The 12,630-nt window shown below is 66.1% G+C and carries 8 protein-coding genes; 6 read left to right on the top strand and 2 right to left on the bottom strand.

Annotated features, from left to right (window positions below):
* The first annotated feature begins 91 nt into the window (after nt 1-91).
* The 3 genes from AC239G_RS13820 (at nt 92) to AC239G_RS13810 (ending at nt 4,409) form a co-directional block, all read left to right on the top strand.
* Nucleotides 92-718, top strand: a complete 627-nt coding sequence (locus AC239G_RS13820; protein WP_487489072.1) for a LemA family protein — start codon at nt 92-94, stop codon at nt 716-718.
* Nucleotides 715-1,569: a tRNA pseudouridine(38-40) synthase TruA gene (truA, locus tag AC239G_RS13815; protein ID WP_487489071.1), complete on the top strand. Its 855-nt coding sequence runs from the start codon at nt 715-717 to the stop codon at nt 1,567-1,569. The genes AC239G_RS13820 and truA overlap by 4 nt, the downstream gene beginning before the upstream one ends.
* Before the next feature lie 218 nt (nt 1,570-1,787).
* Nucleotides 1,788-4,409: a bifunctional metallophosphatase/5'-nucleotidase gene (locus AC239G_RS13810; protein WP_487489070.1), complete on the top strand. Its 2,622-nt coding sequence runs from the start codon at nt 1,788-1,790 to the stop codon at nt 4,407-4,409.
* Between the two features lie 400 nt (nt 4,410-4,809).
* On the opposite strand, the gene AC239G_RS13805 is transcribed toward AC239G_RS13810, so the two are convergent.
* Both AC239G_RS13805 and AC239G_RS13800 read right to left on the bottom strand, forming a co-directional pair.
* The gene (locus AC239G_RS13805) at nt 4,810-7,110 is read right to left on the bottom strand and encodes a hypothetical protein (RefSeq protein ID WP_487489069.1); all 2,301 of its coding nucleotides are present in this window, start codon (nt 7,108-7,110) and stop codon (nt 4,810-4,812) included.
* The gene (locus tag AC239G_RS13800; RefSeq protein ID WP_487489068.1) at nt 7,107-9,503 is read right to left on the bottom strand and encodes a hypothetical protein; all 2,397 of its coding nucleotides are present in this window, start codon (nt 9,501-9,503) and stop codon (nt 7,107-7,109) included. Before AC239G_RS13800 ends, AC239G_RS13805 begins: the two co-directional genes overlap by 4 nt.
* A 320-nt stretch (nt 9,504-9,823) precedes the next feature.
* Here AC239G_RS13800 and rplM point away from each other — a divergent pair, with 320 nt between their 5' ends.
* The 3 genes from rplM (at nt 9,824) to glmM (ending at nt 12,562) form a co-directional block, all read left to right on the top strand.
* The gene (gene rplM, locus AC239G_RS13795) at nt 9,824-10,267 is read left to right on the top strand and encodes a 50S ribosomal protein L13 (protein ID WP_101554123.1); all 444 of its coding nucleotides are present in this window, start codon (nt 9,824-9,826) and stop codon (nt 10,265-10,267) included.
* A gap of 32 nt (nt 10,268-10,299) precedes the next feature.
* Nucleotides 10,300-10,809 carry a 30S ribosomal protein S9 gene (gene rpsI / locus AC239G_RS13790; protein WP_025779545.1) on the top strand — a complete coding sequence of 170 codons (510 nt, stop codon included), beginning with the start codon at nt 10,300-10,302 and terminating at the stop codon, nt 10,807-10,809.
* 400 nt (nt 10,810-11,209) lie between these two features.
* Nucleotides 11,210-12,562, top strand: coding sequence for a phosphoglucosamine mutase (gene glmM / locus AC239G_RS13785; RefSeq protein WP_259357672.1), 1,353 nt, complete (start codon nt 11,210-11,212; stop codon nt 12,560-12,562).
* The last annotated feature ends 68 nt before the right edge of the window (nt 12,563-12,630 follow it).

The raw sequence follows: 12,630 nt of genomic DNA, 5'->3' as shown, positions 1-12,630 counted from the left end.
GGTGTCCGGATGATGACCTGTTCGCGACGAGTCTGAACCCCGCGTAAACTGAGGTGTCGGAAATGCTCGTGCAGCACATGGAACGAGGGGAATGGCCGTGGTCTGGTTCATCGTCGGCGGTTGCGTACTCGCCGCTCTCATCGTCCTCTTCGTCATCCTCACCGTCCTGCGCTTCAACCAGCTGTCCATGGCCCGGTCGCTGTGCGATGAAGCCAAGCGCCAGCTCATCGGCGAGATCCGCGCCCGCCATGCTCTCGTGCCGGCCTATATCGGCACCCTCCAGCAGATCGCCGGACAGGACCTGTCCCGGCTGGAACTCGCGCTCGCCTCTGCCGAACGCGCCCCCTTCGACCACCGCGGCGCTGCAGCCGAAAACGCCCTGACCGACGCCGTCGATGACGCCGCACTCATCCCCGCGGCGCTGACGGAGAGGTCCCTGACCTCGGACTCTGCCCGTCCCCATCGGGCTGCGGTCAATGAGGAGATCGACACGACGATCCAGCTTCTGCACGGTCAGCTGCAGGTGCTCACCGAACGGATCCTCGCCGGCGCGCGTTTCTACAACACGAATGTCGAGCGCTATCACCGGCAGCGGGCGCGACTGGTCTCCCGCCTCTTCGGCGGGGTCTTCAAGCCCCGCGCCCCATTCACCGAGGCGATCGATGACGATGGCGGACCCGGAACGGCGGGCCCCGCCTCGGCGAGGATGACCCGATGACCCGCTTCCGCCTTGACCTGGGCTATCGCGGCACGGATTTCCATGGCTGGGCCAAGCAGCCGGGGCTGCGCACGGTCCAGGCCGCCATCGAATCCGGACTGGAGAGGATCACCGGCATCGAGGTGGCCACCGTCGTCGCCGGCCGCACCGACTCCGGCGTCCACGCCCGTCGTCAGGTCGTGCATGTCGATCTGGGCGATGAGGCGATCGGCAAGCTCATCGGCCAGTCGAATCGATCCGCCGAGGCGGCCCTCCTGTCACGTCTGCGCGGAGTCCTCATCGCCGGTGAGTTCCACGACATCGTCGTCCACGCGGTGGCCGAGGTGCCAGAGGACTTCGACGCCCGGTTCTCTGCGCTGTGGCGGTCGTATCAGTACCGGTTGGCCGATCATCGGTCATTCATCGACCCGCTGCTGACGCAGGTGACGCCGCGGCACAAGGGCGAACTCGATGCCGAAGCCATGGCCGAGGCCGCGAGCGAGGTCCAAGGGCTCCACGACTTCCTGCCGTTCTGCAAACCCCGGGAGGGCGCGACGACGATCCGCACCCTCCACGAACTGCGAGTCTCGCGCGATCAGGATGCTGTGATCACCATTGATCTGCGCGCCGACGCCTTCTGCCATCACATGGTCCGTGCACTCGTCGGCGGACTGATCAAGGTCGGATCCGGCAATTGGGCGGTGACCCGCCCGGCCGAACTCATCGCCGAGGCGGACGCCGGGCTGACTCCGGATGTGCCCATGTTCGTCACGTCTGCCGAAGGACTCGTCCTCACCGATGTCGGCTATCCGGCACCCGAGGACTACGCGGCCCGCAACGCCCAGACGATGGCCCGCCGCGACCAGGAATAGGCCGACGGTTCGTCGGGTCGTCGGCAGAAGCATCAAGCCGCCTTTTATCGCGCGAGTCGCGATCATGTGAGAATTCCTCTTTCCAGTTGTGAGAATCCTGTGTAGATTCACACTTAAGTAACTTTCAGTTCGCATTGGCACTGCAGGATGGAATCCGTCTTCAATCCCACCGGCACGGTTGATGTGCGCCTCACTGAACGATCGAAGGAACCGAATACATGTCGAAACTTGTGACCAAAGTGCTGGCCACGGGCGCCGCGGTGTCAATGCTGACGCTGCCTGGCCTCGCGCCTGCCATCGGGGCACCCTCTCTGGGCAACGGAAACTCCACCGACGACAGCGCCACGGCACCGAGTGAAGCGGCTCCCGCGGACCCCGACGGGTCGTCGAACGATTCGACCGACGGCAAGTCCGCGCCGTCGGACAACGCCGGCGACGAGCAGGATTCCGGCAGCGATGCGCAGTCGGCGCCCGAGGGCACCAAAGTTCAGCTGCTCAATATCACCGACTTCCACGGACGCATCTCCGAGGCAGGCACTCAGGTCGCCTCGGTCGTCGAGGAGGAACGAGCGAAGTTCGGTACCGGAGGCGACAATATGGGCACTGCTCTGCTCTCGACCGGTGACAACATCGGTGCCTCGACCTACACCTCCTCATCGCAGAACGACACCCCCACGCTCGATGTCCTCAACGCCATGGGCGTCGAGGCCTCTGCTGTCGGCAACCACGAATTCGACAAAGGCATCGATGACCTCACGGGAAGAGTGAGCGTCGAAGCCGACTTCCCGTACTCGGCGGCCAACGTCTACGACAAGGGAACTCAGAACGTCGTCGACGGCCTCGACGAGTACTCCATCGTCGACGTGTCGGGAGTCAAGATCGCCGTCATCGGCGTTGTCACCAAGGACACCGCCTCACTCGTCTCACCGGACGGCATCGCCGACCTCGACTTCGGTGACCCCACGGACGCAGTCAACCGCGTCGCCGACGATCTCGAGAACCTGCCCGAGGACGAACGACCGGATATGACGGTCGTCGAGGCCCACCTCGGTGCGTCGTCGACCGAGAGCCTGGAAGACGCGAAGGCGTCGAACGCGGAGTTCAAGAAGCTCGTCACCGAGGCCGACGCCTCGGTCGACGCCATGTTCACCGGCCACACCCATATGCCGTATGCCTTCGAAGCACCGGTGCCCGGAGAACCCGATCGCACCCGTCCCGTCATCGAGGCCGGCAGCTACGGCGAATACGTCGGGCAGGTGACCATGAGAGTCGACGGCAACAGCGACTGGCAGGCCAGCGGCATCGATCTCATCGAGACCGAGGGCAAGAGCTATGACTCCGAGGTCGTCGACAAGGTCGCAGGCATCGTCAGCGACGCAGAGGAGAAGGCCAAGGAGCTCGGCTCGGAGGTCACCGGCACGATCAGCGAGGACATCACCCGAGCGAAGAAGGACGGCGAGGAGGACCGCGGTGCCGAGTCCACGCTCGGCAACCTCGTCGCCGATGCGCTCAAGGAAGGCGTCGAAGAGACCCAGCTGGAAGAAGCCGACTTCGGCATCACGAACCCCGGCGGTCTGCGCACCGATCTGCTCTGCGATGACATCTACAACTCCGAGGAGAAATGCGAAGTCACCGTTGCCGAGCTCAACAGCGTGCTTCCCTTCGCCAACGACCATGGTGTCGTGACGATGAAGGGTTCGGACGTCATCGGCCTCTTCGAAGAGCAGTGGCAGCCCGACGGTGCCTCCCGGTCGTTCCTCCACCTGGGCATCTCCGATGACCTCGACGTCGTCTATGACACTGATGCCGACAAGGGCGAGCACGTGAAATCCGTCAAGGTCGATGGCAAGGACATCGATCCGAACAAGGACTACCGGGTTGCGACGCTGAGCTTCCTCGCCACCGGTGGTGACAACTTCTCCTCCTTCGCCAAGGGTGATTTCGAACAGTCGGGACTCACCGACTTCGAGACCTGGGAGAACTACTTCAACAAGCACCAGGCCGAAGGCAAAGACGTCACCCCGGATAAGAACGAGCGTCAGGCAGACGCAGCCAAGGACGTCATCGACAAGGGTGATCTGAGCGCCGAGCTGACCGGGCCGAAGGCCATCAAGCCCGGTGAGAGCGCTGAGTTCGCGCTCAAGACGAACGCGAAGTCCGAGGTTGCGGGTCCCATCGACGTCACCGTCGACCTGCCGGAGGGCTATACCGCCGAGGCGGCCGCGCAGTCCGAGTCCCGGTCTGCTTCCAGCAGCGCCACCAAGGACAAAGCCCCCGAGGTCAGCGCCGAGGCGGCTGCCAAGACGATCACCCTCGACTCGATCCCGGCAGGTGCGTCCGAGACTCCCGTGACCGTGACCGCGCCGAAGGACGCCTCGGGAGAGGTGGCCGTCACGGCCAGCGTGCAGGCAAATTCCGATGGTCCGTGGTGGGATGACAACCCGCTGCCGCTGGCACATGAGTTCGAAGCCACCGCTGCTGTCGGTGACGATGCGAATGCCTCGGCCGGCGATGACGGTTCGGCCGACGGCGGCAATGCCGATGGTGGTTCCGCCGATGGCGGCGCCGCTGACGGAGGAGACAGCGCGGCCGGCGGCAATGCCGATGGCGGAGACAGCGCGGCCGGTGGGTCGGACGGTTCGTCGAACGCCGGCGGTGGAGCCGACGGTGGTTCGGCCGATGGCTCCGGGGCCGATGCAAACGGTTCGAAGGATGGAGGCGACCTGCCGCGCACCGGCTTCGAGACCGTCAACATCGTCGCCGCGGCCCTGGCGCTCATCGTCGCCGGCACCACTGCGGTCACGATCGTCCGTCGCCGCAAGCTCAGCCTCCAGAACTGAGCCAGGCTGTTCAGAAGCACCTGACACTCAGGCGAGATCATCGCCGAGACGGGCGGGGCCGGAGAGTTCTTCTCTCCGGCCCGCCGTCGTATACAGGCACATTTCTCGCGGAGCCATCCCGCACCCTTGGCGTCATCCCCACCCGGTAGTCGCATAGTGCACCGGTGCACGAGTGCGAATTGCTGCTGCGGGGGTGTTTTGCGAGGAAGCGGCGGGGATGCCACTGACGGTGAGGGATGCCTCGGCGAAGGTCGTTCTCTGTGCGGCACCATGCGCCGTCAGTGCCGTCTCCTACAGGTAGGCGCATTGCGCACCGGTGCAAAGGTGCCTTCTGTCGCCACGGAGGTGTTCTGCGGCGAGCGGTGGATGTTGAGACTACCGGTGCGTGATGCCCGCAGTGTCAGGGGCGTGACGATGAATCGGAGCCGTCGGCGTCGGCCTCGGCACCGGAGCCGTCGCCGTCGGCGTCGGCACCGTCGCCGGAGGGCGTCGCCGCTGGGACCGGCGGGCGACCGGCGCGGAAGGTCTCGAGGTGAGTGAGCACCGGGACGAGGAAGAGGATGCCGACGGCCGGCACGACGATGCCCGAGTCGTTGATGAGAGTGCCGACTCCCAGCAGGATCGCGAGGCTGATCATCGCCGCCCTCAGCAGTGGGATCCGGCGGTAGGTGTCCTGGAGTCCGTTCAGTCGGAAGCGCGCTGGATCGAGCGCCATCCAGAACACGCCGATGATGACCAGCGGCAGCACCAGAGTCATCCACGACTGGGTGAGGATGTCGATGTTCATCCCGATCTTTCGAGCCAGAACGCTGAGCGCTTGACCGCTGATGATCGAGTCGAAGAACCGTCCGAAGTGCGTGCGCTGATCGGCCGGGCGCAGCCAGTCGAGGAACAGCACGGTGAGCATGACGAACCCGGCGATGCCCACCGTCAGTCCCAGCCGTTTGAGCGAGAACCGGATGCTCGCCGCGGCCAGAACGAGGTAGGCGACTCCGATGATGAGGGTCGGCACGGACCCGAACTTCGTGCCCAGACCTGGTGCTGCGAGGATGACGCAGGAGGCGAGCACGGGAACGGTGACGATGAGGACCCGATGCAGCGGCTTGGTCACCAGTGACGCGAACCCTGCGACCGCCAGCAGCAGCGCACAGCAGTACAGCGCCAGTGCCGAGTTCCCGATCCCGTAGAACCGGGAGGCGATGAGCAGGGGCTCACCCAAGAGCGTCGACATCTGCAGCTGGGATCCGGTGACGACGTCGTAGGCGAGCACGGCGACGGTCACGGTGGACACGAAGAGCACCGGCCCGAACTTGTGCCGCCGCCAGGGGCCGAGGAGCGCCAGCACCCCGAGCAGCAGCGCCCACCCGGCCAGGGCTCCGAGCATCGCGATGTCCGGATTCGTCGCCCGCTCCCACGGCACGGTATTGACCAGATACGTCGAGATCGGCATCGCCGCGAATACGACACCGAGGCGGTACGCCCCGGAATGGACGAGCTCCCGGTGGTTCTTCCGCATGAACCACGCCAAGGCCAACAGTCCGATCATGAGCACGGCGACCACGGGGAAGAACCACGTCGACAGATCGTTCTGCGTCTTCACCGCCACCTGCCGGTCGAGCACTGCCTGATAGCGCGAATGCCAATCGGACCCATGCGCCCCCGAGGTCATCGGCGCCCCGGCCGCATTGTCCATCTCCTCGGCACCGGACAGTGCCACGAGCGTCGGTGCCAGGTCGGGCACCTGCACCAGTCCCGGCTGCCGCGTCGACGAGGAGGTGAGCAGTCCCGCCTGCTCGCCCGGGGCGACCATCATCGTCGCCTGCATCGACGAACCTTCATGCGTGCCGTCGGCGATCGATGAGAACATCACGGGAACGCGTCCTTCGCCGAGGCGGTTCGGCTGATCCGCGCTCATCCATCCCGTCGATTCGAGGATCTCCCCGACCTGAGCGTCGAGGCTCTTCAGCGAGTAGCCGTCGGCGGCGGTATTGCCGAGATCGACGAGCGTAAGCTCGCCGTCTGCGGTCGATTTCGCGACGTCCGCTCCAAGGTCGGCTCCGACGGGCGACCAGTTCTCGACGCGGCCGGTTGGGGTGGCCGCGGCGATGGCGGCACCGTTGCCGAAGGCGCGGATATCGGGCACTGCCTCGGCCAGGGCCCCGAGGGAGGCATCGTAGTTGTCGCCGCGGGCCACCTGCGCGTACACGTCCCAATCGGCGACCCAGCCGTCGAGCGGAGATGCCGGTTCGCGGCACTGATCGCGGGGTTCGTCGGCGGCTCGCCGCCCGGATCCGAGCCCCAGCCAGCCGTCGACCGGGCAGCTCGTCGAGCGCACGCTGCGCGGTGTGATCGTCCCGATCTGCCCGCCCTTCATCATCACCCACAGGTGCGGTGTGGTGCGCGGATCGAGGTCCTCGAAGCTGAACCCGGAGACGCTGATCGACACGACCCCGGGACTTGCCGAGGTGGTCCCGCCGTCGCCGTCTTCCGAGGCCGGAGCCGTGCCCCCGTTCCCGCCCGCCGCCTGGGCGTCGGCTCGAGCCGACGCACCCGCGGCCGCATTCGCGCCCGTGGCAGCATCCGCGTTCGAGCCCGCGCCCGGAACCGCCTGCCCGGCTTGGGGCAGGCCGAGGACGAACAGGGCGATGGCCAGGATCCCGAGCAGAACCCGAGCGGCGGGGGAGGTCACGGGGGCTCTCATCGGTGAGCCTCCTCGGCGTGCTCAGCACTGAGCGCCAGCAGGAAGGGCAGCAGAACCATGGCTCCGGTCGAGGGCACGGCGACCCCGGAATCGGTGAGCACGAGCCCGACGCCGAGCCCGGTGGCGGCGGCCAGGAATCCATAGTGCAGGTCTGAATCGGTGAAGAGCTGGGGGAGCCGTCCGCGCCATTTGTTGACCAGGCGCCCGGTCCGGCTGCCGGCGTGGACGCGGGGGAAGTGGAGGAGGTAGCGGAGGAAGATGAGGATCGCGATGGCCGCAAGCGGGGTGACGATGGCCAGAGCCGGATTGACCTGGATGATGTGGAGGTTCGCGCCGAGCTTGCGGCCGACGACCTGCAGGGCCTCACCGGTGACGATCTGGTCGAAGAACGTGCCGAAATGTGAGCGCGCCCCGGCCGGGCGCAGCCAGTCGAGGAAGGCGATGCCGATGAGCACGGCCAGCGAAGACAGACCGATGAGGGCGAGGCGCAGCAGAGTCAGTCGGATCTTCGACAGCAGTGCCAGCAGGACCATGAGTCCGGCGAGGATGGCGATCGTGCCGCCGAACTTCGCACCCCAGGAGGGGTTGCCGGAGACGAACACGGCGGCCAGTCCGACGACGACCGGCACGATGATCACGGCTTTTCGGTGGCCCCGCGTCCGCAGCCAGGACACCACAAGCCCTAAGAAGATGAAGAGGCTGACGATGAAGATCGCCGCACCCTGATTGCCGAGTCCGTAGTAGCGGCCGCCGACGATCGGGTTGTACCCGAGCAGCGAGTTCGCCTGCAGATGGGACCCGGTGGCCAGGTCGGCGGCGAGGATGAGCAGGTTCGCCCCGGCCAGGGCGCCGACCCGTCCTCGCCAGGTCCGACCCCATGGCGGGATGAGGGCAAGGACGAACAGAACGGCGGCCGTGCCGATGACCGAGAGGAACAGGCCGAGCCCGGGATCGGCCATCCTCGACCAGGGGAGGAGCCCGGCGAGGAACGCGCCCATCGGCAGGGAGGCCACGCCCAGGGACACCCACCCGAGGAAGCGGTGGACGTGGGACGCTCGGGTGGCACCGCCTCGGCGGCCGAGGATGGAGCGGTTGAGCAGGACCGCGCACGCGATGAAGAGGATGTAGAAGATGACGTCGAGGGTGATGGAGAACGTCGAGAGATTCTGATGGATCGTCGTCGACTTCTGCGCCTCGGCGACGAGATCGTCGATGCGCTGCTGCGGATCATCATCGGTCGGGGTGGAGTCGAAGCCGACGGCGCGCGGGGAATCGACTTCGAGGACATCGAGGATGCCCGGCGCCAGATCGGTGATCTGCAGCAGCCCCGGGGTGCGGGTCGTCGCCGAGGACAGGGACCCGGGTTCGAAGCCGGGCCCGGACGCGATGAACGCGCGCAGCTGCGGCAGACCGGAACTGTCACCGAGGCCGGCGACGATGATCGTCGGATCCGCGGCCCCGTCCTTCGCGTTCTCCCGCACCTCCTGCAGGCGCACGCCGAGGCGGCGGTCGGCTTCGGCGACTCGGGTCTCCCGGTCGTAGTTCGGCGGAACGGTATAGGAGTAGTTCGGGATCGGGTCGAACAGCCAGGAGCGGATGCCGATCGCGCCGAGGTCGACGACGCCGAGGCGGCAGTCCGTGGCCAACGCATCGTCCGTGAAATTCGTCACCACCCCGTCTTCGTCCGCGGCGGCATATGCTGCGCCGGGGCCTTCGGCTGCGACGCAGGGTTCGAGCAGGGAGTCCGCATCGGTTGCGTCGGTGCCGGCGGGCACGGCGCTGCCGGCTTCTGTGACGGCGCGCGCGAGCATGCCGTAGTCGACGGAGTAGCCGGAGCCGATATTGGGTTCCTTGACCGCATCGAAACCTTCGATCCGAGCCGTCGTCGTTCCGGCCGCGGAATCGTCGCCATGAGCTTCATCACTGTTCGTCGCCCCCTTCGCCGAGGTGGCCCCGTTCTCGGCATCCGCGGAACCGTCCGTGGTGGGGGCGATCATGGTCGGGCAGCGGGCCGAGTCATCGGGGTCGGCATCCTCGGCGATGGGGGAGGGGCCGGCCTGCGCGCGGGCGCCCGCGCCGAAGGACAGCCAGCCGGAGGCGGGGCAGGTGGCCGAGCCGATCGTGCGCACGTTGAGGTTCGCTGCCGCGCCCTCGGAGAGCAGATGAAAGAGGTTCGGAGTGCGCTCGGGGTCGATATCATCGATGGTCAGACCCGGAATGCCGAAGACGACCGTCTGCCCAGCCGGGGGCCTGCCGGTGTCAGTGGACTGCGTGGAGGACGCATTCGCGTTGGCCGAACCGTCGGTCGGTGCCATGCTGTCCGTTGATGCCGATGCGGAGGCGGGGCCGAGTCCGAGGCCCGCCGTCAGGAGCCCGACCAAGAGACCCAGCATCAGGATTCTCAATGCGGGAAGTCGGAAGGGCAGGCTGGAATGAGTCGGCACAGATCAATACTATCGGCTCGGGTTTCAGCTGGCCCTGAGACCGCTCTGGGCGTTTGCTCCCCGGGGCTGAGGGCATGTATATTTGATTGTCGTTGTGTGTGCTTGTCGCACTCCCTTACATAGCCTCATGCGTTGCAGGCCCGTAGGTGAGGGGAATGCGTCGATAGGTTCACCCGATTGAAGACAACCAGCGCTTGAGACCCATTGGACTCACGACCCGATGAGGATCCGGCGCTGCACTGAACACAGATACGAAAAGAAGGCTACTTTTGCGTACGTATACAGCTAAGCCCGGTGACGTTGAGCACCAGTGGCACGTCATCGACGCCACTGACCAGGTGCTCGGTCGCCTTGCTTCGCAGGTTGCACGCCTCCTGCGCGGCAAGCACAAGACCACGTTCACTCCGAACACCGACACCGGTGACTTCGTCATCATCATCAACGCCGACAAGGTCGCGCTGACAGGTGCGAAGCTCGAGAAGAAGCGCGCTTACCGCCACTCCGGGTACCCCGGTGGCCTCAAGAGCGTGAACTACGCCGAGCTCCTCGCCACCCACCCCGAGCGTGCAGTCGAAAAGGCTGTCGCCGGTATGGTCCCGAAGACTCGTCTCGGACGTGCCCAGATGCAGAAGCTGAAGGTCTATGCAGGTGCCGAGCACCCGCACGCCGCTCAGAATCCGCAGCCGTACGAACTCAGCCAGGTCGCGCAGTAAGCGCCTGAGCTCTAGACATACCGAGGAGAACCGTGGCTGATACCACCAACGCGACAGAAACTGTCGAAGAAGAGATCACCGAATACACTTCCGAGACTCCCGCATCCGCTGGCCTGGGCGAAAGCACCGCCGGTGGACGTGGACAGTCCCTGACCGCCCCCGGCAACGGAGTCGGCCGCCGCAAGCAGGCAATTGCTCGTGTGCGCCTCGTCCCCGGCACCGGTGAGTGGACCATCAACGGACGTACTCTCGAGGAGTACTTCCCGAACAAGCTGCACCAGCAGCTCGTCAACGAGCCCTTCACCCTGCTGGACCTGGGCGGACGTTTCGACGTCATCGTCCGGATCTCCGGTGGTGGACCCTCCGGCCAGGCCGGCGCCGTCCGCCTGGGCGTGGCTCGTTCGCTCAACCAGATCGACGCGGAGTCCAACCGTGCCGAGCTGAAGAAGGCCGGATACCTCAGCCGCGATGCTCGCGTTCCTGAGCGCAAGAAGGCCGGTCTCAAGAAGGCCCGTAAGGCACCTCAGTTCTCGAAGCGCTGATCTCGCTGGCGAACCGACTGCGGCTGGTCTGCCACTGAGTCGCAGTCATCGACAGTTCAGCATCATGAACATGAGAATGCGGTCCCGAACCAGGTTCGGGGCCGCATTTCTCATATCCGGACTCATCTCACACGGTCACTGACTTAGCCGGCATTGCGCGCGACCGCGGCTGCGGTCGGGTGTGCCGCCTCGGCGCATAGTCCGTCGCTCAAGCCTGAGCGCGAATATCGCATTGTGCACCGCACGATAAGCGCGCTCCGCCTTGAACGGACACTCGCGACGCCGCGATCACAGGAGCCACGGCTGCGGGTGAGCCGCCTCGGCGAGGACGCCGACATCACGAGCGACACACAGCGGATCGACTAAGATCGACTCCGACATTGACGAAAGGATCTCCACTATGTCTCGACTCTTCGGCACCGATGGAGTGCGCGGACTGGCCAATCGCGATATCTCGGCCAAACTCGCGCTCCAGCTCTCGGTCGCAGGTTCACGCGTGCTCAGCAGCGGCTGGACGGGTGAGAAGCGCCCCTTCGCCGTGGTCGGACGTGATACGCGCGTGTCCGGCGAATTCCTCTCCGCCGCACTGAGCGCCGGAATCGCCTCGACGGGAGTCGACGTCCTCGACGCGGGCATGCTGCCGACACCGGGCATCGCCCAGGTCGTCAAGGACACCGGCGCCGCCTTCGGAGTCGTGATCTCCGCCTCTCACAACCCCATGCCCGACAACGGCATCAAGTTCTTCGCCGCAGGAGGCACGAAGCTCGACGACGCCGTCGAAGACGAGATCCTCGCGATCTTCGATGAGGATTGGGACCGTCCGACCGGAGCGGACGTCGGCCGCATCTCGCGCTACCCGGCCGCTGCAGACGAGTACACCGAGCACCTGGTGCGCTGTGTCGACGCCGACAATGTGCGCCCGCTGTCGGGACTCAAGGTCGTCGTCGACTGCGCTCACGGTGCGGCGTCCATCGTCGGACCCGCCGCCCTGCGCCAGGCCGGTGCCGAAGTCATCGTTTCCGCCGCCGAACCCGACGGCTTCAACATCAACGACGGTGTGGGATCGACCCACCTCGGACCGCTGCAGCGCCTCGTCGTCGAGACCCAGTCCGATCTGGGCGTGGCTTTCGACGGTGACGCCGACCGCTGCCTGGCCGTGGACTCCTTGGGGCGGGTCGTCAATGGCGACCAGGTCATGGGCATCCTGGCGATCGGGCTCAAGGAGCTCGGTGAACTGCGCGGCAACACCCTCGTCACGACCGTCATGTCGAACCTGGGTCTGAAGCAGGCGATGGACAAATACGGCATCGATACCGTGCAGACCGCTGTCGGCGACCGGTATGTGCTCGAGCGGATGCTCGCCGACGGGTATGCGCTCGGCGGGGAGCAGTCCGGACACGTGCTCATGCTCGATCACGGCACCACCGGCGACGGAGTGCAGACCGCCCTGCATCTGATGAAGCGGATGGCCGATGCCAAGCGCACCCTGGCCGACCTCGCCGCGGAGATCCCGCAGCTGCCGCAGGCGCTCGTCAACGTCAAGGGCGTGGACAAGAACAACGTCGATCACCCGCAGGTCGCCGCCGAGGTGGCCGCTGTCGAGGCCGAACTCGCCGACACCGGTCGCGTGCTGCTGCGCGCCTCGGGCACGGAGCCGCTCATCCGGGTCATGGTAGAAGCCGCCACCGAGGATGCCGCCTCCGCCCAGGCCGAGCGCCTGGCCGCGTCGGTCAAGGAGCACCTCGCGCTGTAAACGCCGAGCCACCGGCTCCGGCGTGCCTTGCGGGGCGCCCTTCGCTCGATCAAGGGCTCGCTCAGATA

The organism is Brevibacterium sp. Lmc1 (assembly GCF_057654315.1).
The sequence above is the reverse complement of the archived record's forward strand: the minus strand, read 5'-3'. Positions and strand labels throughout refer to the sequence as shown.

Excerpts from the sequence above, each read along its gene's own strand:
- AC239G_RS13805 (WP_487489069.1), bottom strand. The coding sequence starts at position 7,110 with ATGAGAGCCCCCGTGACCTCCCCCGCCGCTCGGGTTCTGCTCGGGATC.
- glmM (WP_259357672.1), top strand. The coding sequence starts at position 11,210 with ATGTCTCGACTCTTCGGCACCGATGGAGTGCGCGGACTGGCCAATCGC.
- truA (WP_487489071.1), top strand. The coding sequence starts at position 715 with ATGACCCGCTTCCGCCTTGACCTGGGCTATCGCGGCACGGATTTCCAT.
- AC239G_RS13810 (WP_487489070.1), top strand. The coding sequence starts at position 1,788 with ATGTCGAAACTTGTGACCAAAGTGCTGGCCACGGGCGCCGCGGTGTCA.
- AC239G_RS13800 (WP_487489068.1), bottom strand. The coding sequence starts at position 9,503 with ATGCTGGGTCTCTTGGTCGGGCTCCTGACGGCGGGCCTCGGACTCGGC.
- AC239G_RS13820 (WP_487489072.1), top strand. The coding sequence starts at position 92 with ATGGCCGTGGTCTGGTTCATCGTCGGCGGTTGCGTACTCGCCGCTCTC.